Source organism: Streptomyces sp. LS-MS-L19, from assembly GCF_058382285.1.
In genome coordinates this window covers 2,169,215-2,195,893 of the sequence record NZ_JBYCLL010000001.1, presented here as the reverse complement: position 1 = coordinate 2,195,893, position 26,679 = coordinate 2,169,215, and the positions used below count along the sequence as shown (strand labels likewise).

At 71.0% G+C, this 26,679-nt stretch carries 24 protein-coding genes and 1 pseudogene; 14 read left to right on the top strand and 11 right to left on the bottom strand.

Annotation, left to right across the window (positions count from 1 at the left end):
• The first annotated feature begins 24 nt into the window (after positions 1-24).
• The 3 genes from AC2XR2_RS09665 (at position 25) to moaA (ending at position 3,167) form a co-directional block, all read left to right on the top strand.
• A complete protein-coding gene (locus tag AC2XR2_RS09665) occupies positions 25-381 on the top strand; it encodes a DUF485 domain-containing protein (RefSeq protein ID WP_381303337.1) in 357 nt (118 codons plus the stop codon).
• On the top strand, positions 378-1,997 hold the full coding sequence (locus AC2XR2_RS09660; protein ID WP_053851422.1) for a monocarboxylic acid transporter: 1,620 nt from the start codon (positions 378-380) through the stop codon (positions 1,995-1,997). The genes AC2XR2_RS09665 and AC2XR2_RS09660 overlap by 4 nt, the downstream gene beginning before the upstream one ends.
• Positions 1,998-2,177: 180 nt before the next feature.
• Positions 2,178-3,167, top strand: coding sequence for a GTP 3',8-cyclase MoaA (moaA, locus tag AC2XR2_RS09655; RefSeq protein ID WP_449349471.1), 990 nt, complete (start codon positions 2,178-2,180; stop codon positions 3,165-3,167).
• On the opposite strand, the gene AC2XR2_RS09650 is transcribed toward moaA, so the two are convergent.
• Together AC2XR2_RS09650 and AC2XR2_RS09645 are read right to left on the bottom strand one after the other, a co-directional pair.
• Entirely contained in the window at positions 3,164-3,382 is a 219-nt protein-coding gene (locus tag AC2XR2_RS09650; protein ID WP_330267838.1) for a hypothetical protein, read from the bottom strand. The genes moaA and AC2XR2_RS09650 overlap by 4 nt on opposite strands.
• 191 nt (positions 3,383-3,573) lie before the next feature.
• Complete coding sequence (locus AC2XR2_RS09645) at positions 3,574-3,972, bottom strand: DUF3099 domain-containing protein (RefSeq protein ID WP_381303332.1); 399 nt, start codon at positions 3,970-3,972, stop codon at positions 3,574-3,576.
• 243 nt (positions 3,973-4,215) lie between these two features.
• Between AC2XR2_RS09645 and AC2XR2_RS09640 the strand changes: the two genes are divergently transcribed.
• Positions 4,216-4,494: a GlsB/YeaQ/YmgE family stress response membrane protein gene (locus tag AC2XR2_RS09640; protein ID WP_381303331.1), complete on the top strand. Its 279-nt coding sequence runs from the start codon at positions 4,216-4,218 to the stop codon at positions 4,492-4,494.
• A 37-nt stretch (positions 4,495-4,531) separates the two neighbouring features.
• Here the strand turns inward: AC2XR2_RS09640 and tyrS are convergent, their stop codons facing one another.
• Genes tyrS through AC2XR2_RS09625 form a run of 3 tightly spaced genes read right to left on the bottom strand, consistent with a single transcriptional unit; the run spans position 4,532 to position 8,771 of the window.
• Positions 4,532-5,800 (bottom strand): tyrosine--tRNA ligase, encoded by a 1,269-nt coding sequence (gene tyrS / locus AC2XR2_RS09635; RefSeq protein WP_491514800.1) that lies wholly within the window; start codon positions 5,798-5,800, stop codon positions 4,532-4,534.
• A gap of 56 nt (positions 5,801-5,856) precedes the next feature.
• Positions 5,857-7,251, bottom strand: a complete 1,395-nt coding sequence (locus tag AC2XR2_RS09630) for a metallopeptidase TldD-related protein (protein WP_491514799.1) — start codon at positions 7,249-7,251, stop codon at positions 5,857-5,859.
• Positions 7,248-8,771, bottom strand: a complete 1,524-nt coding sequence (locus AC2XR2_RS09625) for a TldD/PmbA family protein (RefSeq protein WP_123759845.1) — start codon at positions 8,769-8,771, stop codon at positions 7,248-7,250. The genes AC2XR2_RS09630 and AC2XR2_RS09625 overlap by 4 nt, the downstream gene beginning before the upstream one ends.
• Before the next feature lie 251 nt (positions 8,772-9,022).
• Between AC2XR2_RS09625 and fabG the strand changes: the two genes are divergently transcribed.
• From fabG to AC2XR2_RS09610, 3 genes are all read left to right on the top strand, one after another.
• A complete protein-coding gene (gene fabG, locus AC2XR2_RS09620) occupies positions 9,023-9,742 on the top strand; it encodes a 3-oxoacyl-[acyl-carrier-protein] reductase (RefSeq protein WP_381303319.1) in 720 nt (239 codons plus the stop codon).
• A gap of 5 nt (positions 9,743-9,747) precedes the next feature.
• Positions 9,748-10,515 (top strand): enoyl-ACP reductase FabI, encoded by a 768-nt coding sequence (gene fabI, locus AC2XR2_RS09615; RefSeq protein WP_062024245.1) that lies wholly within the window; start codon positions 9,748-9,750, stop codon positions 10,513-10,515.
• 165 nt (positions 10,516-10,680) lie between these two features.
• Complete coding sequence (locus tag AC2XR2_RS09610) at positions 10,681-11,034, top strand: hypothetical protein (protein WP_381303315.1); 354 nt, start codon at positions 10,681-10,683, stop codon at positions 11,032-11,034.
• Here the strand turns inward: AC2XR2_RS09610 and AC2XR2_RS09605 are convergent.
• Positions 11,009-11,704 carry a FadR/GntR family transcriptional regulator gene (locus AC2XR2_RS09605; protein ID WP_449349473.1) on the bottom strand — a complete coding sequence of 232 codons (696 nt, stop codon included), beginning with the start codon at positions 11,702-11,704 and terminating at the stop codon, positions 11,009-11,011. The two genes, AC2XR2_RS09610 and AC2XR2_RS09605, sit on opposite strands and share 26 nt — an antisense overlap.
• 70 nt (positions 11,705-11,774) lie before the next feature.
• Here AC2XR2_RS09605 and AC2XR2_RS09600 point away from each other — a divergent pair, with 70 nt between their 5' ends.
• The 4 genes from AC2XR2_RS09600 to AC2XR2_RS09585 all read left to right on the top strand — a co-directional run bounded on the left by AC2XR2_RS09600 (position 11,775) and on the right by AC2XR2_RS09585 (position 14,290).
• Positions 11,775-13,139 carry a CynX/NimT family MFS transporter gene (locus tag AC2XR2_RS09600; protein WP_491514798.1) on the top strand — a complete coding sequence of 455 codons (1,365 nt, stop codon included), beginning with the start codon at positions 11,775-11,777 and terminating at the stop codon, positions 13,137-13,139.
• 70 nt (positions 13,140-13,209) lie between these two features.
• Positions 13,210-13,326: an SGM_5486 family transporter-associated protein gene (locus AC2XR2_RS09595; RefSeq protein ID WP_123759839.1), complete on the top strand. Its 117-nt coding sequence runs from the start codon at positions 13,210-13,212 to the stop codon at positions 13,324-13,326.
• A gap of 173 nt (positions 13,327-13,499) precedes the next feature.
• Complete coding sequence (locus AC2XR2_RS09590) at positions 13,500-13,706, top strand: hypothetical protein (protein ID WP_381303309.1); 207 nt, start codon at positions 13,500-13,502, stop codon at positions 13,704-13,706.
• Between the two features lie 65 nt (positions 13,707-13,771).
• Positions 13,772-14,290, top strand: a complete 519-nt coding sequence (locus tag AC2XR2_RS09585; RefSeq protein WP_381303307.1) for a SixA phosphatase family protein — start codon at positions 13,772-13,774, stop codon at positions 14,288-14,290.
• Positions 14,291-14,366: 76 nt separating this feature from the next.
• On the opposite strand, the gene serB is transcribed toward AC2XR2_RS09585, so the two are convergent.
• Both serB and AC2XR2_RS09575 read right to left on the bottom strand, forming a co-directional pair.
• The gene (serB, locus tag AC2XR2_RS09580) at positions 14,367-15,581 is read right to left on the bottom strand and encodes a phosphoserine phosphatase SerB (RefSeq protein ID WP_449349475.1); all 1,215 of its coding nucleotides are present in this window, start codon (positions 15,579-15,581) and stop codon (positions 14,367-14,369) included.
• Positions 15,582-17,182: 1,601 nt separating this feature from the next.
• Positions 17,183-18,769 (bottom strand): annotated as a pseudogene (locus tag AC2XR2_RS09575) (streptophobe family protein); the annotation flags it as partial.
• Positions 18,770-19,008: 239 nt separating this feature from the next.
• Between AC2XR2_RS09575 and AC2XR2_RS09570 the strand changes: the two are divergent.
• Positions 19,009-21,633: an ABC transporter ATP-binding protein/permease gene (locus tag AC2XR2_RS09570; RefSeq protein ID WP_491514797.1), complete on the top strand. Its 2,625-nt coding sequence runs from the start codon at positions 19,009-19,011 to the stop codon at positions 21,631-21,633.
• A 76-nt stretch (positions 21,634-21,709) separates the two neighbouring features.
• Here AC2XR2_RS09570 and AC2XR2_RS09565 read toward each other — a convergent pair whose 3' ends face one another.
• The 3 genes from AC2XR2_RS09565 to AC2XR2_RS09555 all read right to left on the bottom strand — a co-directional run bounded on the left by AC2XR2_RS09565 (position 21,710) and on the right by AC2XR2_RS09555 (position 24,575).
• Complete coding sequence (locus AC2XR2_RS09565) at positions 21,710-22,468, bottom strand: transglycosylase SLT domain-containing protein (protein WP_449349477.1); 759 nt, start codon at positions 22,466-22,468, stop codon at positions 21,710-21,712.
• 299 nt (positions 22,469-22,767) lie between these two features.
• Positions 22,768-23,883: an S-adenosylmethionine:tRNA ribosyltransferase-isomerase gene (locus tag AC2XR2_RS09560; RefSeq protein ID WP_491514796.1), complete on the bottom strand. Its 1,116-nt coding sequence runs from the start codon at positions 23,881-23,883 to the stop codon at positions 22,768-22,770.
• Positions 23,880-24,575, bottom strand: coding sequence for an SDR family NAD(P)-dependent oxidoreductase (locus AC2XR2_RS09555; RefSeq protein WP_491514795.1), 696 nt, complete (start codon positions 24,573-24,575; stop codon positions 23,880-23,882). Before AC2XR2_RS09555 ends, AC2XR2_RS09560 begins: the two co-directional genes overlap by 4 nt.
• A 186-nt stretch (positions 24,576-24,761) precedes the next feature.
• Here AC2XR2_RS09555 and AC2XR2_RS09550 point away from each other — a divergent pair, with 186 nt between their 5' ends.
• Both AC2XR2_RS09550 and AC2XR2_RS09545 read left to right on the top strand, forming a co-directional pair.
• Positions 24,762-25,907 (top strand): GAF domain-containing sensor histidine kinase, encoded by a 1,146-nt coding sequence (locus tag AC2XR2_RS09550; protein ID WP_491514794.1) that lies wholly within the window; start codon positions 24,762-24,764, stop codon positions 25,905-25,907.
• Positions 25,900-26,541, top strand: coding sequence for a response regulator transcription factor (locus tag AC2XR2_RS09545; protein ID WP_330267857.1), 642 nt, complete (start codon positions 25,900-25,902; stop codon positions 26,539-26,541). Before AC2XR2_RS09550 ends, AC2XR2_RS09545 begins: the two co-directional genes overlap by 8 nt.
• Positions 26,542-26,679: the final 138 nt, after the last annotated feature.

Below are 26,679 nucleotides of genomic sequence, written 5' to 3'. Positions count from 1 at the left end.
GCACCCGCAACGCGAGGAGACCCCGTGTCCACCGACGCACCGCCACCCTCGAAAGAGACCCATAAACTCCCCACCACCGCGGAGTTCACCGAGGTTCAGGAGAGCGCGGAGTTCGGTGAACTGCGCCGCTCCTACCGCTCCTTCGCCTTTCCGCTGACCGTCGGCTTCATCGCGTGGTACCTGCTGTACGTCCTGCTGTCGAACTACGCGGGCGACTTCATGGGCACCAAGCTCTTCGGCAACATCAACGTCGCCCTGGTCCTCGGTCTCGCCCAGTTCCTGACCACGTTCCTCATCGCCTGGTGGTACTCGCGCGTCGCCGCCGCCAAGTTCGACCCCAAGGCCGAGGCCATCAAGTCCCGGATGGAGGGCGGAGAATGAGCCCCGCGATCACCCTTGCCGCAGGCGAGGCCAGCGAGCACCGGCCGCTGATCATCAGCCTGTTCGCGGTCTTCGTCGTCGCGACCCTCGTCATCACGGTCTGGGCCGGACGCCAGACCAAGGACGCCTCCGACTTCTACGCGGGCGGACGGCAGTTCACCGGTTTCCAGAACGGCCTCGCCGTCTCCGGCGACTACATGTCCGCCGCGTCCTTCCTCGGCATCGCGGGCGCCATCGCCCTCTTCGGCTACGACGGCTTCCTGTACTCCATCGGCTTCCTGGTCGCCTGGCTCGTCGCGCTGCTCCTGGTCGCGGAACCGCTGCGCAACTCCGGCCGCTACACGATGGGTGACGTCCTCGCGTACCGGATGCGCCAGCGCCCGGTCCGCACCGCGGCCGGCACCTCGACCATCGTCGTCTCGATCTTCTACCTGCTGGCCCAGATGGCGGGCGCGGGCGTCCTGGTCTCGCTGCTGCTCGGCATCACCAGCGACGGCGGCAAGATCGGCATCGTCGCCCTGGTCGGCGTCCTGATGATCGTGTACGTCACCATCGGCGGCATGAAGGGCACCACCTGGGTCCAGATGGTCAAGGCCGTCCTGCTGATCGCGGGCGCCCTGCTGCTGACCTTCCTGGTGCTGCTGAAGTTCGACTTCAACGTCTCCGACCTGCTCGGCTCCGCCGCCGACAACAGCGGCAAGGGCGCGGCCTTCCTGGAGCCGGGCCTGAAGTACGGCGCCACCGGCACCACCAAGCTGGACTTCATCTCCCTGGGCATCGCCCTGGTCCTCGGCACCGCGGGACTGCCGCACATCCTGATCCGCTTCTACACGGTGCCGACCGCCAAGGCCGCCCGTAAGTCGGTCATCTGGGCCATCGGCCTCATCGGCGCCTTCTACCTGATGACCCTCGCCCTCGGCTTCGGCGCCGCGGCGCTCATCAAGCCGGACGAGATCATCGCCTCCAACAAGGCGGGCAACACGGCGGCGCCACTCCTGGCACTGCATCTGGGCGGAGTCGACTCCAACTGGGGCGCGATCCTGCTCGCCACCATCTCGGCGGTCGCCTTCGCCACCATCCTCGCGGTCGTCGCCGGCCTCACCCTGGCCTCGTCCTCGTCGTTCGCGCACGACATCTACGCGAACGTCATCAAGCGCGGTCAGGCCACCGAGAAGCAGGAGATGAGCGCGGCCCGCTGGGCCACCGTCGGCATCGGCGCGGTCTCCATCCTGCTGGGCGCCCTCGCCCGCGACCTGAACGTCGCCGGACTCGTCGCGCTCGCCTTCGCGGTCGCCGCCTCGGCAAACCTGCCGACGATCATCTACAGCCTCTTCTGGAAGCGGTTCACCACCTCCGGGGCCCTGTGGTCGATCTACGGCGGTCTCGTCACGGCGGTCGGCCTGGTGCTGTTCTCCCCGGTCGTCTCCGGCAAGCCCACCTCGATGTTCCCGGACGTCGACTTCCACTGGTTCCCGCTGGAGAACCCGGGCCTCATCTCGATCCCGGTCGGCTTCCTGCTCGGCATCATCGGCACCTACCTGTCCAAGGAGGAGCCGGACAAGGGCAAGTACGCGGAGCTGGAGGTCCGGTCCCTGACCGGCACCGGCGCCCACTGACCCGCCCCTGAGCGGCGCACCAGACCAACGCACCTGAGCGGCCGTGTCGTAGATCTCTACGACACGGCCGCTTCGTACGTCGTGGGATCGGGCACTGTCGTTGTCAGTGACGTCACGTAGGCTCGCAAGTGACGGAAAAGATGAGTTCCGCACTGATCCGCGACGAGGGAGGGGGCCCACGTGCTCATCGACACCTATGGCCGGCAGGCCACCGACCTGCGGGTCTCGCTGACCGACCGCTGCAATCTGCGGTGCACGTACTGCATGCCCGAAGAGGGCCTGCAATGGCTGGCCAAGCCGGATCTGCTCACCGACGACGAGATCGTCCGCCTGATCGACATCGCCGTCACCTCCCTCGGCATCGAGGAGGTCCGCTTCACCGGCGGCGAGCCCCTGCTCCGCCCCGGTCTGGTCGGCATCGTCGAGCGCGTCGCGGCCCTGGAGCCGCGCCCCCAGATGTCCCTGACCACCAACGGCATCGGCCTCAAGCGCACCGCGAAGGCCCTGAAGGCGGCGGGCCTGGACCGGGTCAACGTCTCCCTGGACACCCTGCGCCCGGACGTCTTCAAGACCCTCACCCGCAGGGACCGCCACAAGGACGTCCTGGAGGGCCTGGACGCCGCCCGCGAGGCGGGCCTGACCCCGGTCAAGGTCAACTCCGTCCTGATGCCGGGGCTGAACGACGACGAGGCCCCGGACCTGCTCGCCTGGGCCGTGGAACACGACTACGAACTGCGGTTCATCGAGCAGATGCCACTGGACGCCCAGCACGGCTGGAAGCGCGACGGCATGATCACCGCAGGCGACATCCTGACCTCCCTGCGGACCCGCTTCGACCTCACCGAGGAGGGCGCGGAGAAGCGCGGATCGGCCCCCGCGGAGCGCTGGATCGTCGACGGCGGCCCCCATGTGGTCGGCGTCATCGCCTCGGTGACCCGCCCGTTCTGCGCGGCCTGCGACCGCACCCGCCTGACGGCCGACGGCCAGGTCCGCACCTGCCTGTTCGCCCGCGAGGAGACCGACCTGCGAGCGGCCCTGCGCTCCGACGCCCCGGACGAGGAGATAGCCCGCATCTGGCGCGAGGCGATGTGGGGCAAGAAGGCGGGAGCGGGCCTGGACGACCCGTCGTTCGTCCAGCCGGACCGCCCGATGTCCGCGATCGGAGGCTAGGCCTCTTCGGGCGCCTGCCAGTCCTCGAACTTCACGACATCCTTCAGAAAGCCCCGAACCCCGAGGAACTGCGACAAATGCTCCCGGTGCTCCTCGCACGCGAGCCACGTCTTGCGCCGCTCCGGCGTATGGATCTTCGGGTTGTTCCATGCGAGCACCCAGACGGCGTCGACACGGCAGCCCTTGGCGGAGCAGATCGGGGTCTCGTCACTCACGGATTTCGTCTCACAAGCGGGGTGGAAAAGGCGACGCCGAGCAGCCACGGGGGGAGCTGCCCGGCGTCGGTCCGTCGCTCCGACGGGGGATGCGGAGCGCGTAGGAAGTATGTCACGGGTAACCCGTCGCCCGGCACTGGAACAACATGATTGATCTGAGCTTTTCTTGAGCTTGGTGCGGAGCGGACTTGTCATGTCCGTTCGTGCGGTTCACCGCGTACACCCGCCGCCGGCTCACCCGCACCGTCTTCCGCCGAGCGTTCCGCGAAGTCCCCGTCCGCACGCGGCGGCATGATCATCGGCCGGGTCGGAGCGGTCACGAACGTCGACGGCAGCGAGGGCGCGTTCTCCCGCCCCGCGTTGGCGATGACGACGGCGATATAGGGCAGCACCGCCCCGAGCACCAGCGCCACGATCGCGACGTGCCGTTCGACGTTCCAGAGCGTGGCCGCGAGCACCACGGAAATCGTACGGACGGTCATCGAGATGACGTACCGGCGCTGACGTCCGCGCACGTCCTCCTGGAGGCTGGTCCGGGCGCCGGTGATCCGGAACACCTGGGCGCTGCCGCCGCCATGCTGCTTCCGCATCACATTCCACCATCCGCCCGCATCGGACTCCCGCCGCCCCGTGTCGCTCCGTACCCGGTGGAGGTACCGGGCCCGGACACCTTCCACGGTACGCCGCACCTGCGCCGCCTACGAGACCGGGGCACCCCCGCCGGCGCGGACGGCGTCACCCCCGGCACGTACGGCCGTGCCCGGCATGCGGCGTAGGGCGAACGGGCCGACACTGGCCGTAATGCTCACGTCGAGCCGTACGAGGAGGCAGCCATGGGCTGGTTGTGGGCGATCATCGTGGGATTCGTGCTGGGCCTGATCGCGAAGGCGATCATCCCCGGCAAGCAGCACAGTCCGCTCTGGCTGACCACCATCTTCGGCATGCTGGGCGCCATCGCCGGCAACGCCATGGCACGTGGGTTCGGCGTGGACGAGACCCCCGGTATCGACTGGAGCCGCCACATCTTCCAGCTGATCGCCGCGATCGTCATCGTCGCGTTCGGCGACATGCTGTACATGGCGACGCTGGGCAAGAGGAAACACCGGACCTGACGCAAGGGGCGCGGAGAACCCCGCGCCCCTTCTCCGTTCAGGCTCCGGAGACCTCGACAGCAGCGAGGTTCTTCTTGCCCCGGCGCAGCACGAGCCAGCGACCGTGCAGCAGGCTTTGCGCAGCGGGAACAGCGTCTTCGGCGGTGATCTTCACGTTGTTCACGTAAGCGCCACCCTCTTTGACCGTCCTGCGTGCGGCCGACTTGCTGGCGACCAGTCCGGTCTCAGCCAGCATGTCGACGACCTGCGTCAAGCTGTCGATCTTGATGCTCGGCAGCTCGGAAAGGGCCGCGGCCAGGGTCTTGGCGTCCAGCTCCGCCAGTTCACCCTGCCCGAAGAGGGCGCGGCTCGCGGCGATCACCGCGGCCGTCTGGTCCGCGCCGTGCACCAGCGTCGTCAGCTCCTCCGCCAGCGCCCGCTGTGCGGCACGGGCCTGCGGACGCTCCTCGGTCTGCTTCTCCAGCTCTTCGAGTTCCTCGCGGGACTTGAAGGACAGGATGCGCATGTACGTCGAGATGTCCCGGTCGTCGACGTTCAGCCAGAACTGGTAGAACGCGTACGGCGTCGTCATCTCCGGGTCGAGCCACACGGCGCCGCCCTCGGTCTTGCCGAACTTGGTGCCGTCCGCCTTGACCATCAGCGGTGTCGCCAGACAGTGCACCGAGGCGTCGGGCTCCAGGCGGTGGATCAGGTCCAGGCCCGCCGTGAGGTTGCCCCACTGGTCGCTGCCGCCCTGCTGGAGGGTGCAGCCGTAGCGTCGGTACAGCTCCAGGAAGTCCATGCCCTGGAGCAGCTGGTAGCTGAACTCCGTGTAGCTGATGCCCTCCTGGGACTCCAGCCGGCGCGCGACCGAGTCCTTGGTCAGCATCTTGTTGACGCGGAAGTGCTTGCCGATGTCCCGCAGGAACTCGATGGCCGACAGGCCGGCCGTCCAGTCCAGGTTGTTGACCATCGTCGCGGCGTTCTCGCCCTCGAAGGACAGGAACGGCTCGATCTGGGCGCGCAGCCGGGTCACCCAGGCCGCGACGGTCTCCGGGTCGTTCAGCGTGCGCTCCGCCGTGGGGCGCGGGTCGCCGATCTGGCCGGTGGCCCCGCCCACCAGGGCCAGCGGGCGCAGACCGGCCTGCTGGAGCCGGCGCATCGTGAGGACCTGGACCAGGTGTCCGACGTGGAGGGAGGCCGCGGTCGGATCGAAACCGCAATAGAACGTGACGGGACCGTCCGCGAGCGCCTTGCGCAAAGCGTCCTCGTCAGTGGACAGGGCCCACAGCCCCCGCCACTTCAGCTCGTCGACGATGTCCGTCACGGTTCTCGTATCTCCTAGATGGTTCCTCGGGCGGTCGAGTGACTGCCGCTACGAGGTTATACGCCCTGACTGACAGAACTCATATTGAAATCCGGCACCCGCAGCGCCGGCATCGCGGCCCTGGTGAAGTAGTCGCTCCACTCCCTCGGCAGCGTCTTCTCGGTCCGCCCCGCCTCCGTCGCCCGTCCCAGCAGGCCGACCGGCGACTCGTTGAACCGGAAGTTGTTGACCTCGCCGGTCACCTCGCCGTTCTCGACGAGGTACACGCCGTCCCGGGTCAGCCCGGTCAGCAGCAGCGTGGCCGGGTCGACCTCGCGGATGTACCACAGGCAGGTCAGCAGCAGCCCGCGCGTGGTGTTCGCGACCATCTCCTCCAGGGAGAGGTCCGAGCCGCCGTCGAGGACGAGGTTGCCGGCCCCGGGGGCGACGGGCAGTCCGGTCAGGCCCGCGCTGTGCCGGGTGGTCAGCAGATGCGCCAGCTCGCCCTCGCGGACCCAGTCGGTGGCCGCGACCGGCAGACCGTTGTCGAACACCGACTGGTCGCCGCCGGAGGAGTGCGCGACCACGAAGGGCGCGCACTCCAGGCCGGGCTCGTTCGGGTCGCTGCGCAGGGTCAGCGGCAGCTCGGTCAGCTGCTCGCCGACCCTGGTGCCGCCGCCCGGCTTGGAGAACACCGTGCGCCCCTCCACCGCGTCCCGCCCGGACGCCGACCACTGCTGGTAGATCAGCAGATCGGCGACGGCGGTCGGCGGCAGCAGCGTCTCGTACCGCCCGGCGGGCAGCTGGACGCGCCGCTCGGCCCATCCGAGGCGTACGGCGAGCTCCGCGTCCAGCGCCGCCGGGTCGACGTCCTTGAAGTCCCGCGTGGAGCGTCCGGCCCAGGCCGAGCGGGTACGGTCCGACGACTTGGCGTTGAGCTCCAGCGTGCCGTTGGGCTGGTCGTGGCGCAGCCGCAGCCCCGTGGAGGTGCCCAGGTACGTCGACACCAGCTCGTGGTTGGCGAAGCCGTACAGTTCGCGGCCGCCCGCACGCGCGCGTGCGAAGGACTCGCCGAGCGCGGGCGCGAAGTCGGCGAAGACCGCCGAGGAGGTCTCGGCGGGCGCGTCCGTGAAGTCCGGGGACTCCGGTACGCCGGTGACCAGCGGCTGGGCGTCCTCGGCGGGCCCTGCGCCGCGGGCGGCGGCCTCCGCGGCCCGTACCAGCGGCTCCAGCTCGTCCGCGGTCACCGCCGACCTCGACACGACTCCGGAAGCGGTGCCCTCCTTGCCGTCGACGGTCGCGACGACGGTGAGCGTGCGCCCGCGTGTGACGCCGTTCGTGGTGAGGGCGTTGCCCGCCCAGCGGAGGTTGGCGGTCGACTGCTCGTCGGCGATCACGACACAGCCGTCCGCCCGCGACAGCGCGAGCGCCTGCTCGACGATCTCGTGCGGCTTGTTGGTGCGGGCGCTCATCGACCGGCCTCCTGCGTGGTGTTGAGGATGTTGACGCCCTTGAAGAGGGCCGACGGGCAGCCGTGCGAGACGGCCGCGACCTGGCCCGGCTGGGCCTTGCCGCAGTTGAAGGCACCGCCGAGGACGTAGGTCTGCGGGCCGCCCACCGCGGCCATGGAGCCCCAGAAGTCGGTGGTGGTCGCCTGGTAGGCGACGTCCCGCAGCTGCCCGGTGATCCGCCCGTTCTCGATCCTGAAGAACCGCTGGCCGGTGAACTGGAAGTTGTAGCGCTGCATGTCGATCGACCAGGACCGGTCGCCGACGACGTAGATCCCGCGGTCCACGCTCCCGATGAGGTCCTCCGTGGACATCCCGGCCGGGTCCGGCTGGAGCGACACGTTGGCCATGCGCTGCACGGGGACGTGCCCGGGGGAGTCGGCGTAGGCGCACCCGTTGGACCGCTCGAAGCCGGTCAGCTTCGCGATCCGCCGGTCCAGCTGGTAGCCGACGAGCGTGCCGTCCTTCACCAGGTCCCAGGACTGGCCCGCGACGCCCTCGTCGTCGTAGCCGATGGTCGCGAGGCCGTGCTCGGCGGTGCGGTCACCGGTGACGTTCATCAGCTCGGAGCCGTACTTCAGCTTGCCGAGCTGGTCGAAGGTGGCGAAGGAGGTGCCGGCGTAGGCCGCCTCGTAGCCGAGCGCGCGGTCCAGCTCGGTGGCGTGGCCGATGGACTCGTGGATGGTCAGCCACAGGTTGGACGGGTCGACCACGAGGTCGTACAGGCCCGCCTCGACGCTCGGCGCGCGCATCTTCTCGGCGAGCAGCTCCGGGATCTGCTCGAGCTCGCTCTCCCAGTCCCAGCCGGTGCCGGTCAGGTACTCCCAGCCCCGTCCGACCGGCGGCGCGATGGTCCGCATGGAGTCGAACTCGCCGCTGGACTCGTCGACCGACACGGCCGTCAGGGAAGGGTGCAGCCGAACGCGCTGCTGCGTGGTGACCGTGCCCGCGGTGTCGGCGTAGAACTTGTTCTCGTGCACGGTGAGCAGCGAGGCGTCGACGTGGTTGACCCCGCTCGCCCCCAGCAGCCGCGCGCTCCAGTCCGCGAGCAGCGCCGCCTTCTCCTCGTCGGGCACCGAGAACGGATCGATCTCGTACGACGAGATCCACGTACGGTCGGCGTGCACGGGCTCGTCGGCGAGCTCCACGCGCTCGTCGGAACCGGCGGCCCGGATCACCTGCGCGGACAGCTTCGCCATGGCCACGGCCTGCGAGGCGACCTTGGCGGCGGCGTCCAGCGTCAGGTCCACGCCCGACGCGAAGCCCCACGTGCCGCCGTGCACGACCCGCACCGCGTACCCGAGGTCGGTGGTGTCCGAGGACCCGGCGGGCTTGGCGTCCCGGAGCCGCCAGGACGCGCTGCGCACCCGCTCGAACCGGAAGTCCGCGTGCTCGGCCCCGAGCGCACGCGCGCGTGCCAGCGCGGCGTCGGCGAGGGCGCGTAGGGGAAGCGCTGTGAAGGCTTCGTCGATGGTATGAGGCACCTGGGTCTCTTCCTGTCGGGAGGGGGTCAGCGGCGGTTGCCCCCGATCATGTCGCGGCCACCGGTGCCCGGACCACACGTTTGTGACCGCCGCCGCCATCTTTCTGTAGAGACCCGACAGCGAGCCCCGTGAGCCACTGTCGGTGCCCGAATGTCCTCAGGACGGGACGGCCCGATAGGTTTTCGGAGAAGCCGCCTGTCATCCAGGGTGTTCGGGCGGGTGTGTCAGACCCCTATGGAAAGGGTGATCCGTTGAGCCGCTCGGTTCTCGTCACCGGAGGCAACCGGGGCATCGGCCTCGCCATCGCCCGCGCTTTCGCCGACGCCGGCGACAAGGTCGCCATCACGTACCGCTCGGGTGAGCCGCCGGCCGCCCTGACGGAATTGGGCTGCCTCGCGGTCAAGTGCGACATCACCGACTCCGAGCAGGTGGAGCAGGCCTACAAGGAGATCGAGGCCGAGCACGGCCCGGTCGAGGTCCTGATCGCCAACGCCGGCATCACCAAGGACCAGCTCCTGATGCGCATGTCCGAGGAGGACTTCACCTCGGTCATCGACACCAACCTCACCGGCACCTTCCGCGTCGTCAAGCGCGCCAACCGCGGCATGCTGCGCGCCAAGAAGGGCCGCGTCGTCCTGATCTCCTCGGTCGTCGGCCTCTACGGCGGCCCCGGCCAGGCCAACTACGCCGCCTCCAAGGCCGCGCTGGTCGGCTTCGCGCGCTCCCTCGCCCGTGAGCTGGGCTCGCGCAACCTCACCTTCAACGTCGTCGCACCCGGCTTCGTCGACACGGACATGACGCAGGCACTCACCGACGAGCAGCGCGAGAACATCGTGAAGCAGGTCCCGCTCGGCCGGTACGCCCAGCCCGAGGAGGTCGCCGCGACGGTGCGGTTCCTCGCCTCCGACGACGCCTCGTACATCACTGGAGCCGTCATCCCCGTTGACGGCGGACTGGGAATGGGTCACTGATCACCATGAGCGGAATCCTCGAGGGCAAGCGCGTCCTGATCACCGGTGTGCTGATGGAGTCCTCCATCGCCTTCCACGCCGCCAAGCTGGCCCAGGAGCAGGGCGCGGAGATCATCCTGACCGCGTTCCCGCGGCCCACGCTGACCGAGCGCATCGCCAAGAAGCTCCCGAAGCCCACCAAGGTCATCGAGCTCGACGTCACCAACGACGAGCACATGGGCCGCCTGGCCGACGTGGTCGGCGAGGAGCTCGGCGGCCTCGACGGCGTCGTGCACTCCATCGGCTTCGCCCCGCAGGACGCGCTCGGCGGCAACTTCCTGAACACGCCGTTCGAGTCCGTGGCCACCGCCATGCACGTCTCGGCGTACTCCCTGAAGTCGCTCACCATGGCCTGCCTGCCGCTGATGCAGAACGGCGGCTCGGTCGTCGGCCTCACCTTCGACGCGCAGTACGCCTGGCCGCAGTACGACTGGATGGGCCCGGCGAAGGCCGCCCTGGAGGCCACCAGCCGCTATGTGGCGCGTGACCTGGGCAAGCAGAACATCCGCTGCAACCTGATCTCCGCAGGGCCGCTCGCCTCCATGGCCGCCAAGTCCATCCCGGGCTTCGCCGACCTCGCCTCCGTGTGGGACAACCGCTCCCCGCTGGAGTGGGACCTCAAGGACCCGGAGCCGGCCGGCAAGGGCATCGTCGCCCTGCTGAGCGACTGGTTCCCGAAGACCACCGGCGAGATCATCCACGTGGACGGCGGTCTGCACGCCATTGGCGCGTGACGCTGCCGCCGAGGCTCGGCCGAGGCTGAGGGCCCGCACCTGTCACAGGTGCGGGCCCTCACCCGTTCGGCGTACCAGGCCGGGCGCTCCACGGCCACAACTGGGCACTCTGGATTACGCGTTCACCCGCGCTTCCCTCCCCAGCACGGCCGAGGAGGTCCCCTTGTGCGCCTGTCCCGCAGTCTGGCCTCAGTGACCGCAGCCGTCTGTCTCGTGATGTCCCCGCCGTACGACGCGATGCCGCACACGCGCGTGCAGGCGCGCGAAGCCGCACCGCCGGAGCCCTTCGGGGCCTCGTGCCGCAGCCGGGTCGCCGGTTCCCGGGTGATCTCCTACTGCCACAACCCGTATCCCCGCACCGACGGCGTCCGCCTGCACATCGAGTGCGCGCGCTGGTGGGACCTGGACAGCGACGGCACCGAGGTCGAGGCGGGGCCCGCGCAGACCGTACGGCTGACCGGCCGGTGCTGGAAGGAGGTCCGCTCGGTGTGGATCAGCCACCGGAAGCTGGCGCTGTGAACCGCCCCGGGCGGCACAGGAACGGGTAGCCGGCCGCCTCCCGCGCGGCGGCACCGGCGTCGCCCGCGCGGATCGCGTCGACCAGCCGGGCGTGGTCCATGTACGTCTCCGGGGTCAGCTCCTCGCCGACGTCCTCGCGCAGCCAGTCCCGCAGCACCTCGCCGAGGTCGGCGTACATCTCGGTCATCACGTCGTTGTGCGAGGCGGCCACCACGGCCAGGTGGAAGGTGGAGTCCGCGGTCACGAACGCCTCGGCGTCCCCCGACGCCCATGCCTCCTCACGCCGCACCAGGAGTGTGTCGAGCTGCTTGAGGTCCTTCTCGGTGCGCCGCTCCGCGGCCAGCCGGGCGGCTGACGACTCCAGGGTGGAGCGCAGCTCGGCGATGTGCCGGGGGTCCGCGTCGGCGAACCGGCGGTGCATCACGCCCGCCAGCTCACTGGTCGCGACGACGTACGTCCCCGAGCCCTGCCGGATGTCCAACAGGCCGTTGTGCGCGAGGGCCCGCACGGCTTCACGGACGGTGTTGCGGGCGACTCCCAGCTGCTCGACCAGCTCGGGCTCGGTCGGGATCCGGGAGCCGACCGGCCACTCGCCCGAGGTGATCTGGTTGCGCAGCGCGGCGATGACCTGCTCGGACAACGCCGAGCGGCGGGGATGGCTCAGGGGCATGGCACACCTTCGCACGGGCGGGACGACGGAGGGCGTCCCGGGGATGGACAACCAATCATCCCATGATTCTATGATGGGTGTCATGGCACGCGAGGAAACCCGGACAATGAAGCCCACGGTCGCACCCACCCCGCCCGTAGGAGGACCCCTGACACCCGCCCCGCGCGCGTGGGCGGTGCGGCTGGTCGTCGTCGGCATCGTGCTGTCCGCGCTCAACCTCCGCCCCGCCATCACCAGCCTCGGCGCCCTCCTCGAAGAGGTCCGCGACGGACTCGGCATGAGCGGCAGCCTGGCGGGGCTGCTCACCTCGGTGCCCCCGCTGTGCTTCGCCCTCTTCGGCGTCACGGCCCCCCGTCTGGCCCGCCGCTTCGGCGCGGGCGCTGTGGTGTGCGCGGGTATGGTCGCCATCACGGCCGGCCTGCTCATACGGCCGTACACGGGCTCCGTGCCGGGCTTCCTGGCCGCCAGCGCCCTCGCCCTCATGGGGATCGCCGTCAGCAACGTCCTGATGCCGGTCATCGTCAAGCGCTGGTTCCCGGACCGCGTCGGCTCCATGACAGGCCTGTACTCGATGGCCCTGGCCCTCGGCACCTCGGCCGCCGCCGCCGTGACCGTGCCGCTGACCGGGGCACTGGGCGGAGGCTGGCAGTCCGGGCTCGCGGTGTGGGCCGGCCTGGCCGGAGCCGCCGTACTGCCGTGGATCCCCCTCGTACGGGACAGGGGAGCCGGGGCCGACGCGGGGAGCGTGCACACGCGTGTGGAGGGCGCGGGGCCGCTCCAGCACGTGCGCACGCGTGTGGAGGGTGCCGGACCCGTCCAGCACGTGCACGCGCGTGTGGAGCCGCCCGCGCTGCGGATCACCCGGAGCCGGACCGCCTGGGCGCTCGCCGTCTTCTTCGGGCTCCAGGCCACCGCCGCCTACATCACCATGGGCTGGATGGCGCAGATCTTCCGGGACGCGGGCGTCCCCGCGGGCACCGCCGGACTGCTGCTGGCCGTCACGATGGTGATGGGCGTCCCGCTGGCCTTCGTCATCCCGCGCGTGGCCACCCGGCTGCCCCACCAGGGCCCGATCGTGCTCGCGCTCGGCGTCTGCGGTCTCGCCGGGTACGCGGGCCTGTACCTCGCGCCCGCCGCCGGCGCCTGGGCCTGGGCCGTCCTGCTCGGCGTCTCCAACTGCGCCTTCCCGCTGGCCCTCACCATGGTCGGGATGCGGGCCAGGACCGGCGCGGGCGTGGCCCAGCTGTCCGCGTTCGCGCAGAGCACCGGCTATCTGATCTCCATCCCGGGACCGCTCCTGGTCGGCGTGCTCTACCAGCACAGCGGCGGCTGGGGCCTGCCCATAGCGCTCATGATCGGCCTGATGATCCCGCAGATGGCGGTCGGCGTGCTCGCGGGCCGCGACCGCACGGTGGAGGAGGAGGCGGCCCGCTGAGGCGGCCCCCGGTCCGGGTAAGAGGGGCCCTGACGGTCCCGGTAAGAGACCGGGGTGCGAGACTGGCCGCATGCCAGTGCTCGACCCGAACCCCCAGAACGGCCAGAAGAAGATGCTGCTGGTCTTCGGCTCGTTCCTCGCCATCTTCGTCGTCATCGCGATCATCGCGACGATCGCCTCGCCCTGATCCACCGCCCCGCTCCCCGGGGCGGCGGTGGGGATAACCCCCCTGTCCCCTAGGGGGCGAGTCTCAGGGTCAACTGGGTGGATCACCGGATGGGTTGAGGGCCCCCGGATCCGTACCTTCGAGTGGTGACCGCGAGAAGCGGACCACCGAGGACCCGAAGACCGGAGGCACTCATGTCGGCCCCTACGCACACCCCGCCCCACCCGGCGACCCGGGGCGGCGTCGACATCCGGCTGCCCTGGTGGGCCCTCGCCCTGCCGACGCTCGCCTTCGTCGTGCTCCTGACGCTCATCCTCAACCCCGCCGACGCGCACGCGGCCTCCGGCGACCCCGCCGTCACCCAGTTCCTGGAGCGGGTACAGCAGCTCATAGCGCGCTGAGCACTCCCGAAGCCGCCCGTCAACTCCCTGCGCCCCATGGCCTGTTTCATGCGAAGCTGGATCCCATGAGCGTCGCAGAACCCCGCAGGATTGTCCTTTTCCGGCATGCGAAAGCCGACTGGCCACAGGTCACCGACCATGAGCGGCCGCTCGCCGACCGGGGCCGAAAAGATGCAGCGGAAGCCGGACGGCGGCTGACCGACTCCGGCATCCCCTTCGACCTGGCCCTCTGCTCCACCGCGACCCGGACCCGGGAGACCTGGAAGCTCGCGGTGCAGGAGTTCCCGCACCGGCCGAAAACCGTCTACGAGGAGCGGATCTACGAGGCCTCTCCCGGCGAGCTGATCGCCGTGCTCAACGAAACCCCGGACGACGTGCACAATGCCGTCCTGATCGGCCACAACCCGGGGGTGCAGGGCCTCGCCGACATCCTCGCCGGCGCTGCCGAGGGCGACGCCCGCCGACGGATGAGCGAGCGCGGCTTCCCCGCCGCCGCCTTCGCCGTCCTGTCCTTCAGCGGCCCCTGGAAGACCCTGGAGCCCGGCGTGGCCACCCTCGTGGACTACTGGGCACCCTCCGACTGACGGCGACCCCGCCCGCGCGAGACACGAAAGGGGCCCGGCACCGCGAAGGTGCCGGGCCCCTGGCCGATCCGTCCGGTCAGTCCTCCTCGTGCGCGTCCGCCGCCTCGACCTCTTCGCGGGTGACGCCCAGCAGGTACAGCACCGTGTCCAGGAACGGCACGTTCACCGCGGTGTGCGCGGCCTCCCGCACCACCGGCTTGGCGTTGAAGGCGACCCCGAGCCCGGCCGCGTTCAGCATGTCCAGGTCGTTGGCACCGTCGCCGATCGCCACCGTCTGGGACAGCGGCACTCCCGCCTCGGCGGCGAACCGGCGCAGCAGCCGCGCCTTGCCCGCGCGGTCCACGATCTCCCCGGTGACCTTGCCGGTGAGCTTCCCGTCGACGATCTCCAGCGTGTTCGCCTGGGCGAAGTCCAGCCCGAGCCGCTCCTTCAGGTCATCGGTCACCTGGGTGAACCCGCCCGAGACGACACCGACTTGGAAGCCGAGCCGCTTCAGCGTACGGATCAGGGTGCGCGCGCCCGGCGTCAGCCGGACCTCGCTGCGCACCTTGTCCACGACCGAGGCGTCCAGCCCCTCCAGCAGCGCCACGCGCGCGTGCAGCGACTGCTCGAAGTCCAGCTCGCCGCGCATCGCGGCCGCGGTCACCGCGGCGACCTCGTCCTCGCAGCCGGCGTGCGCGGCGAAGAGCTCGATCACCTCGTCCTGGATGAGCGTGGAGTCCACGTCCATCACGACCAGCCGCTGGGCCCGGCGGTGCAGACCGGCGGCGACGACGGCCACGTCCACGCCGAGCTTGGCGGCGTCCGTCACCAGGGCGGTGCGCAGCGGCTCGGTCTCCACGCCGGACACCGCGAACTCGACGGCCGTGACCGGGTACTTGGCGAGCCGGAAGATACGGTCGATGTTGCCGCCCGCCTTGGCGATCTTCGCGGCGATCGCGGCGGTGGCCTCCGCGGTGAGCGGGTGACCGAGCACGGTGACCAGGGAACGCCCCAGCCCGCGCGGCCGGTTGTCACCGAGACCGGAGATGATCTCCGCCTGCATCTTGATCGACTCCGCCCAGCTGTGGACGGTCGCCCGTAGATCGCCCTCCTGCGTGCGCGGCGGCGCGGTCACGAGCGCGCACAGCACCATTCGGCCACGGGTGACGACCTGCTCGATGTCGACCACGTCGACCGAGTAGGCGGCGAGGGTGTCGAAGAGGCCGGCCGTGATGCCCGGCCTGTCCTTCCCGAAGATCTTGACGAGAAGGGTGGGGACGTCGGGAGACGAGGTCTGCGAAGCGCTCATGGTGTTCCCACCGTATCCGGCACCCAGTGCCTCCTGCTCCTTCGGTCCGTCTGACGGACAGGGAACAGTGGGTGTCGAGGGGGTGGCGGGGGGATTGCGGGGTGGGGGCGGATTCTTGGGAGAGGGGTGTCGAGGGGCGGGGCGAGACGCAACGGGGGTGGAGGTCGGGCGCGCCTGCGTGGAGGCGGGGTCGCCGGCAGGGCCATGACCACGACCCGAACCTCCGCGCATCCCTGAACCGAGTCGTGTGGGTCGGTTCAGTGCGTCATCGGTCTGCCTCCGCACCCGGTGCCGTATCAGCGCCGTCCCTTCGGCTTCCCCGGCGGTGGTGGAGGCGGGGGCGGTGGGGGAGGAGGCGGGGAGGGCTGTTGGCCCTCGTCCCCGGAGGCCGGTCGTCGGTTGCCGGGCCGTCGCCGGGGCGGCGGCTGCGGGCTGATCATCGTCGGGGCGCCGTAGACGTTGTCGTCGCCGGGCGGTGGATCCTCGTCGGGGCGACGAGGCCCGCCCGGAGGCGGAGGGCCTGCCTCGGGAGACTGACCTGAAGCATCGCGCTGGGGCCCCTGGGGCCGGCCACTCTCTCCGGCCGGCTCCGGCCGGTACCCGCCGGGCGATCGCGGCCCCTGGGCAGGCGGCACAGCCCCAGGCCACTCCCTGCCCGCCGCGCCGGAACCGTACGGCTCGGGTCGCCTCGGCTCCTCCTGGGAGATACCTCGTGGCTCTTCCCGGTGCTCCGCACGGCGTGCCCCCGGCTCGCCACCACGCTCCTGCTCTCCCCAGCGGGCCTCACCACGCGGACTCCGTCCGCTGCTCTCACCTTCCGGGCCTCGCCGATCACCCCGGCCCCCGGCCGCGCGCCCACCTGCGTCACCCGGCCGTGCGTCCTCCGGTCCCCGCAGTTCCTCCGGCACGCGCAGATACGGGTTCGTCTCCGGGTTCGGCGGCCGATAGGGCGTACCAGGCACATACGGCCCGCCCTCGCCACCGTACGGCTCCGCGTCACCGCTGTACCCTCCCGTCCCCGCGGGATACGGCTCCGCGTCACCCCCGTACCGTCCCGCCCCCTCGCGATAAGCCCCCGCCTCACCGCCGTGCGACGAGGACCCACCCTCGTACGCCCCAGCCCCGCCTTCATGCGACCACGATGCCCCGCCAGACGCCCCAGCCCCGCCACCTTCGTACCCTCCGGGCCCACCTGAGGGCGCCCCGGCCCCGCTCCCGTGACCCGCCCCGCTCCCGTGCCCCCCGCCTTCCCCCTGACGCGATCCCGCCTCACCCGCAGCACTCCAGGCGCCCCCACCCCCGGGCACGCCACCCCCACCGAGGCCGCCCCCGCCATACGGCCCAGCTCCCGGCGCCCCAGGGGCCCCCGAACCGAACCCCGCACCAGCGCCGGTCCCCACACCCGGCCCAGCCCCCGCCGCCCCCGAACCGAACGCAACACCAGCGCCGGACCCCACACCCGACCCGGGCCTCACGCCAGACCCCGGCCCTACACCCGACCCCGCACCAGCACCCGCCCCCCCACCCGCCCCAACCCCACCCCGCCCCAAGTCACCCCGTGCCAGCCAAGCCACCCGAGACCCCGCCGCACCCGTCGCCCACGCCAGCAACGCCCCGGCCGCCCCGGCCGCCGCCCCCCACACCGCCCCGATCAGCACCGCCAGACCGAGCTGCCCCCGCAACTCCACCCCGGCCCCGAACGCGTCGAACCCCAGTACCGACAGCGAGGCATCCACCGACACCTCCGTCAGCCAGGCGAGCAACGGCAACGTCAGTGCCGTCGCGACCCCCAACCGCAGCGCACACCGCCCGGCGAAACCGAGGGCCCCCGGATCCCGTACACCTCCAGAGTCACCCCCGACCACACCCACGGACCCTGGACCCGAACCCGGACCCCACCCCGACTCACCCCCGACCACACCCACGGACCCCGGACCCGGCCCCGAACCCGGACCCCACCCCGACTCACCCCGCGCCCCGCCAACCGCACCTCGCCCCTCACCGACCCCACTCCACCCCACACCCGCTCCACCCGGTCCACCCGCAACCGAGCCAACAGCCTCACCAACCCCCCGCCCCCCCACCGGCGTCCGCGCAGCGGTCAGCACCCCCGCCAGCAGCATCATCAGCGCCGCCCCCACCCCCAGCAGCCACACCCGCCCGTCCAGCTCCGCCAGCCGCCCCAGCGTCACCGACTGGTCGGAGTCCGAGTCGAGCAGTCGGTCCAGGGGGTCGGGGAGGAAGTTCGTCAGGACACCCGTCGCGCGGCCATCGAAGGGGACGAAAAGGCCGATCGGGATACCCAGCCAGACCCCGTTCGGCGCCCCGAGCAGCGCCGCGCCCGCGATCCGCTTGGGGTGGTCGTCGCCGATCGCCGCGTACGCCCCCGCCGAGAGCCCCGCGACCACTGCGACCAGCAGCACCGTCACCAGGGCGGACACAGCCGGCCGTACGACCCGGTGCACGGCCTCCCAGCCGCGCGGCAGCGGGGTACGGCGGGACGCCAGCAGCGCGACCAGCAGGATCCCGACCGACCAGCCCAGCCCTCCGAGCAGCGTCGGCACGGTGTCCACCGTGAAGCCGACCGCGGCCTTCGCGTCGACGAGGTCGCCGATCCGGTCGGGCAGCAGTCCGCCGATGTCCCCGACGTCCCCCAGCCCGGGGATGCCGAGACCGCCGCCCCCGCCCACCCCGGGCAGTTTGTCGAGCCCCAGCGAGCCCCCGTCGATCGTGATGACGTCGTGCCCCGCCCAGGCCAGGCCGCCCAGCATCGCCACGAACAGCGCCACCACGGACCCGGCCCGCGCCAGCAGCTCGGAGGGCGCGATCACCGCTCCGGCCCCCCGCAGGGACCGTAGGAAGAACCATGACAAAAGCACCGCACCGACCAGGCTGACGCCCAATGGCGTGATCTCGATGGCGGTCGCCGCCTGCGCCCCCGTCAACCCGAAGGCGGACACGTCCCCGGAAGGCGTCACCGAACCACCCGCCGCGAGAGCCACCACCGCCGCGGTCATCGGACCCAGCGAGGCCGCGGAATCGGCCTCCAGCAGATGCAGGCCGAGCGCGGCCGTACCGGCCATCCCGATCAACGCCCAGCTCACGGACGCGATCGCGGACAGCAGGATGTCCCCCCACGGCAGCCGCACGCCCCGCCCCGCGACCTCGACACTCCTGGACGCACTCATGGCAGACCCCCCGATCCGCGGCGCGGCTGAGACCGCGCTTGTCCCCCTCGCGTGGATTACCCACTCTCCGGGTCGGTTTCAACCCCGTCAACGGAACCGTCCGAAGCGCGCGAACGTGGTCTTCTCGGGGCTCGGGTTTCGGTCAGGAGGCGGATCCTGAAATAGTTCCCGACGATGTTCGACATCCCTACACTCCCTGTGACGGGGGCAATTCGGGGGACTACTCAGTGGGGCTTGGCGTGCCGGAACTCGTACTGGAAGCGAATGGACGCACTTGGACGCTCGATCCGTCCCGGGCGTACGGCCTGGGGCGTGATCCGCAGGGTGACATCGTGTTCGACGACGCCAGGGTGTCCTGGCGGCACGCCACGATCAGCTGGAACGGGCACGGCTGGGTCATCGAGGACCACAGCAGCACCAACGGCACGTTCCTGCACGGGCAGCGGATCCACCAGTCGGAGATCGGCCCGGGCGCGGCCGTCCACCTCGGCAACGCGAGCGACGGCCCGCTGCTGAGCCTCACCGGCACCGCGGCCCCGGCCGCGCAGCCACAGCAGCGGTACGCCGCACAGAGCGCGAACCCGGGCTGGGCCCAGCAGACACCCCAGCAGCCGGCCCCACAGCAGGCCCCGCACCAGGCTGCTCACCAAGCTCCTCAGCAGGCCGCGAACCAGGCCGCACACCAGCCCCCGCCCCAGGCCGCACACCAGGCCGCGAAGTCCGGCTGGCCACAGCCCCAGCGACCGCAGCCGTCGAACCAGTCGCACCAGCCGCAGCGGATCCCGCAGCAGCAGGGCCCCGGCGGGGGCGCGGGCTCCGACGCCCCGCCCGTCTACGGCGACCGCAGCCCGACCACCTTCCACCAGTTCACCATCGGCCGCATCATGCGCATCGGCCGTGCCCTGGAGAACGACCTGGTCGTTTCCGACCTGCAGGTCTCGCGCCACCACGCCGAGTTCCACTCGATGCCCGACGGCCGCATGGAGATCCGCGACCTCGGCTCGCACAACGGCACGTACGTCAACGGCCAGCCGATCGCCAAGGGCGGCTCGCTGATGCTCGGCGCCGCGGACATCGTCGGCGTCGGCCACTCCACGTTCCGGATCGTCGGCGACCGCCTCGAGGAGTTCGTCGACACCGGCGAGGTCTCCTTCTCCGCGCGCCACCTCACGGTCACGGTCGACGGCGGCAAGCAGATCCTCAAGGACGTCTCCTTCGGCGTCCCGGAGAAGTCCCTGATCGCGGTCATCGGACCGTCGGGTTCCGGCAAGTCGACCCTGCTCAAGGCGCTCACCGGCTACCGGCCCGCCAACCAGGGCGACGTCCTCTACGACAACCGCAACCTCTACAAGCAGTTCGCCGAGCTGCGCCAGCGCATCGGTCTGGTCCCGCAGGACGACATCCTGCACAAGGAGCTGACCGTCAAGAAGGCCCTCAAGTACGCGGCCAAGCTCCGCTTCCCCGCCGACACCACCAGCGAGGAGCGCGAGAACCGCATAGACGAGGTGCTGCGCGAGCTGAAGCTGGACGTGCACAAGGAGAAGAAGGTCACCGCGCTCTCCGGCGGCCAGCGCAAGCGCGTCTCCGTGGCCCTGGAGCTGCTCACCAAGCCGTCCCTGATCTTCCTGGACGAGCCGACCTCCGGCCTCGACCCGGGCATGGACCGCGATGTCATGCAGCTGCTGCGCGGCCTCGCCGACGACGGCCGTACGGTCCTCGTCGTCACCCACTCCGTCGCCGAGCTCGCCCTGTGCGACAAGCTCCTGGTGATGGCCCCGGGCGGCGCGGTCGCCTACTTCGGCCCGCCCGAGGAGGCCCTGAACTTCTTCGGCTACGACACCTGGGCCGACGTCTTCTCCGCCTTCGAGAACTACCGCGACTACGACTGGGCCGGACGCTGGAAGGGCTCGCAGCACTACCAGATGTACGCCGCGGACATAGACGCCGTAGCGCCGCAATCCGTACAGACGCCTCCGATGCAGGGCATGAAGCCGCCGAAACCGCAGGGCTGGATGGGCCAGTTCGGGACACTCGTGCGCCGCTATGTCTCGGTGATCGCGTCCGACAAGGGCTTCCTGGCCCTGATGGTGATCCTTCCGGCCGTGCTCGGCGCGGTGAGCCTGCTGATCGACTTCGGCGACGCCCTGCTGCCCAAGCCCATCGACCCGAGGACCAAGCTCCCCGAGCCGAACAGCACGGCCACCACCGTGCTGCTGATCCTCGCGGTCGGCGCCTGCTTCGCCGGCGCCGCCAACTCCGTCCGTGAACTGATCAAGGAACGGGTCATCTACGAACGGGAGCGGGCCACCGGCCTGTCCCGCTCGGCGTACCTGATGTCCAAGGTCTTCGTGCTCGGCGTGATCACCGTGCTCCAGGGCCTCATGGTCGGCGTCATCGGCTTCGCCAGCCGCGGCCTGCCCAAGGAGGGCCTGGTCCTCGGCAACGCCACCCTCGCGGAGCTGTGCCTGCCGATCATGGGCCTCGGGTTCACCTCGATGATGTTCGGCCTGATCATCTCCGCACTGGTGAAGACCTCCGAGAAGACCATGCCGCTGCTGGTGATGTTCGCGATCATCCAGGTGGTCTTCACCGGCTGCCTGTTCACCCTGAACGGCAAGATCGGCGTCAACGAGCTCTCGTACCTGATGCCGTCCCGCTGGGCGGTCGCCGCCGCCGGCGCCACGCTGGACTTCAACCAGGTCAACCCGCCCGTCAAACCCGGCGACTCACCCGACCCGCTCTGGGACCACACGGTCACCACCTGGGGCCTGAACATGATCGCCCTCGTCGCCCTCGGCGTGGTCTGCGGCTTCTTCGTGGCCCGCTTCCTGCGCCGCCACGAGCCCGAGGTCATGCGCAAGTAGCCGGGCTCCTACGACCGCGAAGGGCGGCCCCCGCCACGGGAGCCGCCCTTTTCGCGTACGAGAGGTCCGCGCGACCTCAGTACGCGCTGTTCACGTTGTCCATCGAGCCGTACCGGTGGGCCGCGTAGTTCGCCGCGGCGGTGATGTTGGCGACCGGGTCGTAGATGTTCCAGGACGTGCCCGCGACGTGGTAGGCCTGGAACGTCGGCGGGATCACCTGGAGCAGCCCCTTCGAGGGGATGCCGTTGATGGCGTTGATGTCCCAGTTGTTGATCGCGTTCGGGTTGCCCGAGGACTCCCGCATGATGTTGCGGTAGAGACCGTTGTAGCTGCCCGGGATGCCCTTGGACTTCATGATGTCCAGGGACTCCTTGATCCAGCCGTCCAGGTTGTTGGCGTAGGACTTGCGCACGGCGGCCTTCAGCTTGGCGCGCTGCGCGGACCGGCTCGCGGCCTTGGCCTTGCGGGCCTTCTCGGCCTTCTTCTTGGCAGCGGCCTTCTTCTTGGCGGCGGCAGCGGCGGCGGCCTTCTTCTTCGCGGCCGCGACGGCCTTGGCCTTGGCGTCCGCCTTGGCCTTCGCCGCGGCGGCCTGGCTCTGGAGGCTCTTGGCGGCCAGCTGCTCGCTGACGTCCCCCTTGAGGCCCTTGAGCTGCTCGGAGGAGTACTTCACCGGGGCGGAGGAGACGGCGGCCTCGGAGGTGGTGGTCTCCGCGTTGCCCGGCACCGCGCTGAGCGCCACGGCGGCGGCGCCGAGCGTGGCGACACCGGCGACGGCGATCTTGTGGCGCTTGGTGAGAGCACGACGATGACCACGAGTGAAGGTGTTCTTGAGCATGCGGGATGGACCTCTTCGAATAGCGCGGAGGTCGCTCGCTGTCCGGTGGGGGACACGGGTGCTTCCGGCACAAACGCCGCGGTGGGAAACCGCGGCGCTGAGCGACGAGAGCCATTCTTAGCGGCCGCAAAATGCCCGGGCAAAGGTGTGACGTACGATCCCGGGTAGTGGAGCCTGGGAGGGCAAAACGGGACAGACTAGAACGTCTGCCCCGTTCATGCGGGAAGCCTTTGTCTCCTATTTCTCTTCGTACGTGATCTGCGCCCTATGTGCGGGCTCACACCGGACGCACAGCGGTCTCACCAGCAGTTGCTGAAGCAATGCTCTGCGTGAGGATCCTCCTCCGGCAGGAGGAGATGCACGTCCCCGAACTCGTGCCACAGGTAACGCCCGCGCAGCGCCTCCTCGTAGCCGCGCTCGATCGCCGCCCGCCCCGCGACCGCCTCCAGCATCAGCAGATGCGAGGCCTCCGGCTCGTGCAGCCCGGTCAGCAGCCCGTCCACCACCCGCACCCCGCGCTCCGGGGTCACCACGAGCTCCGTCCACCCCGCACGCGCGCGTACGACGCCGTCGGCCCCGGCCGCCGACTCCACGGCCCGTACGGCCGTCGTGCCCACGGCGAGCACCCTGCCGTCCCCCGCCTTCACCGCGTTGATCAACCGCGCGGAGGTCTCCGGCACCGAGAACCGCTCCGGATACGGCGGCTCGTGCGCCTCCGCCGAGGCCACCCCGGTGTGCAGCGTGACGGGCGCGAACATCACCCCCCGGCTCACCAGCTCCGCCACCGTCCGCGCGGTGAAGGGCCGCGCCGCACTGGGCATCTCCGCACTCCCCGACCCGTCCGGGGCCGGCAGCGCGAACACCGTCTGGTAGACGGACAGCGGCTGGTCCCGCTCCGTGTAGGAGTACCGAATCGGCCGCCCGTGCTCCCGCAGCAGCCCGAGCACCTCCCCGCCGCCGAGCACCCGCGCCCACCACAGCCGCTCGCTCACCGCCTCCTCCAGAACCAGCCGCACACCCCCCGGCAGCCGCACCTCCGTCCCCGCGGGCCCGCCCGCACGCGCGCGCGTGGTGCCCCTCCCGTCGGGATCCCGCAGCTCGACCGCCCACCGTCCGTCGTCCCCGCGCGTGGAGAAGTGCACCACCACACGCGTGTGCCCGATCCGCCCGTCGACGGCCGCGGCCAGCGTGCGGGAGGTGTTCACCACGAGCAGGTCCCCGGCCCGCAGCAGCCGCGGAAGCTCGGCGAAGGAGTGGTGCGACACCTCGGTGCCCCGCGACACCAGCAGCCGTACGGCGTCCCGGTCCAGCCCGGGCCCGCGCTGCTCGGCCGGCACCCGCGCCGACAGCTCCTCCGGCACGCTCGCACACCGTCGCACGGGCCCGTGCGGGGGAACCCCCATCGCGACCGTCATCGCCCCTCCAACAGCGCCGGAGCCCCGTACCGCCCACTCGCCGGCCGCTCGTCCAGCAGCCGCAGGAAAGCCGGCACGACACCGGCCGGCTCCGGCCGCGGCTCCTTGTCGTCCGGTACGGCCGCCGCGTACAGGTCGGTCGCCATGTCCCCGGGATCGACGGCCCACACCCGCAGCCGCGGCTCCTCCTCGCCCAGTACCGCCGCGAGGTGGTCCAGGGCGGCCTTGGACGCCCCGTAGCCGCCCCACGTCTCGTACGCCTCGGCGGCGGCGTCCGAACTGACCGCGATCACCGTGCCCGCCTCCGACGCCCGCAGCAGCGGCAGCGCCTCCTGGACCAGGCCCAGCGCGGCCACGACGTTCACCTCCAGCGCGCGGCGCAGCCCGTCCAGAGGCAGCTCCTCGAGGCGCGTCAGCGGCTCGGCGCCCAGCGCGCTCGCGTTGTTCACCAGCAGATCGACGCCGCCGAGCTTCCAGGCCGCGGCCACCAGCTCGGAGCGGTGCGCCGGATCCGTGACGTCCCCGGGCAGGGCCGAGACCCGGCGCCCGTGCGCGGCGAGCGCGGTCGCCGTCTCGCTCAGGGCCTGTGCCGTCCTGGCGTCGAGCACCAGGTCCCAGCCCCGCGCGGCAAGGGCCTCGGCGAGCGCCCGCCCCAGGCCCTTCGAGGCCCCCGTGATGATCGCAACCGGCATGACATCCGTCCCCTCGTCGTCCACGCCTCCAGGTGGGCGTGCCCCCAACGTAGGAACGGCTCCGGCCCCGCCGCCTCGGACGCGGGCCGCAGAGCGGCGCGGCCCTTCGCCCTAGGTCCGTTGCCCTAGTCGGGCGCGGTCACAGGTCCGATCCGCACTGTCACACCCCGCCCGTACGCTGAGGGCATGAGTCAAGGTCCCCGGTCCGGCCTCGCCGCGGTGAGCTCCGCGCTACTGGCCATGAGCAGGCATCTCGAGGTGCGTGACGTCCTCAAGACGATCGTCGCCTCGGCCCGCGAGCTGCTCGACGCCCAGTACGCCGCCCTCGGCGTCCCGGACGACCACGGCGGCTTCGCGCAGTTCGTGGTGGACGGCGTCAGCGACGAGCAGTGGAAGGCCATCGGCCCGCTCCCGCGCCAGCACGGCATCCTCGCCGCGATGCTGCACGAGGCCCGGCCGGAGCGCCTCGCGGACGTCCGCAAGGACCCCCGCTTCGAGGGCTGGCCGTCCGCCCACCCCGACATGGTCGACTTCCTGGGCCTGCCGATCCGTGACGGCGACGAGGTCATCGGCGCGCTCTTCCTGGCCAACAAGAACTGCCCCAAGCCGGAAGGCAGCTGTGGCTTCACCGAGGAGGACGAGGACCTCCTCTCCATCCTCGCCCAGCACGCGGCGATCGCCCTCACCAACGCCCGCCTCTACGAACGCAGCCGCGAGCTCACGATCGCCGAGGAGCGCTCCCGGCTCGCGCACGAACTGCACGACGCCGTCAGCCAGAAGCTCTTCTCCCTGCGCCTGACCGCCCAGGCCGCCGCGGCCCTCGTCGACCGCGACCCCTCCCGCGCCAAGGGCGAACTGCACCAGGTGGCCGTGCTCGCCGCCGAGGCGGCCGACGAACTGCGCGCCGCCGTGGTCGAGTTGCGCCCCGCCGCGCTCGACGAGGACGGCCTGACCGCCACCCTCCGCACCCAGATCCAGGTCCTGGACCGCGCCCACACCGCCCGCGTGACCTTCGCCGCCCGCAACTTCCGCGCACTGCCCGCCTCCCAGGAGGAGGCCATGCTCCGCGTCGCCCAGGAGGCCCTGCACAACGCGCTGCGGCACTCGGGCGCCGAGCACGTCGACGTGACCCTGGACCGGCGGGGCAGCGGAGCCGTCCTCAGGGTGACCGACGACGGCAGCGGCTTCGAACCCAAGGCGACCCGCCGCGCGGGACGCCACCTCGGCCTGGTCTCCATGCGGGACCGCACCAGCGGGGTCGGCGGCACGCTGACCGTGGAATCGGCGCCCGGCAAGGGCACCACGATCGAGATGGAGGTCCCCGGTGGCTGACGCGATCAGGGTCCTGCTCGTCGACGACCACCAGGTCGTCCGCCGGGGGCTGCGCACCTTCCTCGAAGTGCAGGACGACATAGAGGTCGTGGGCGAGGCCGCCGACGGCGCCGAGGGAGTCGAGCGCGCCGAGGAACTGAAACCCGACGTCGTCCTCATGGACGTCAAGATGCCGGGCATGGACGGCATCGACGCCCTGCGCCGACTCCGCGAACTCGACAACCCCGCGCGCGTGCTCATCGTCACCAGCTTCACCGAACAGCGCACCGTGGTCCCGGCCCTGCGCGCGGGCGCCGCCGGATATGTCTACAAGGACGTGGACCCCGACGCCCTGGCCGGCGCCATCCGCTCCGTCCACGCCGGCCACATCCTGCTCCAACCCGAGGTTGCGGGCGCCCTGCTGTCCCAGGAGGAGAACAACTCCGGCCAGGGCAGAGGCGGTTCGCTCACCGAGCGGGAGCGCGAGGTGCTCGGACTGATCGCGGACGGCCGCTCCAACCGGGAGATCGCCCGCGCGCTGGTCCTCTCCGAGAAGACCGTCAAGACCCACGTCTCGAACATCCTGATGAAGCTCGACCTGGCGGACCGCACACAGGCCGCGCTCTGGGCGGTGCGCCACGGTATGGCCGGTTGATCCACGCGCTGAGCGGCAATACGGAGGGTTCCGCTCCGGAGTGAGATTCATACCGTCGTGGGAATGTCCCCCGGACGGCGCAACCTCTGTCGATCTCCGCCGTTCTCCAGGGCGTGCCGCGGCGACTGCCGCGGCAAT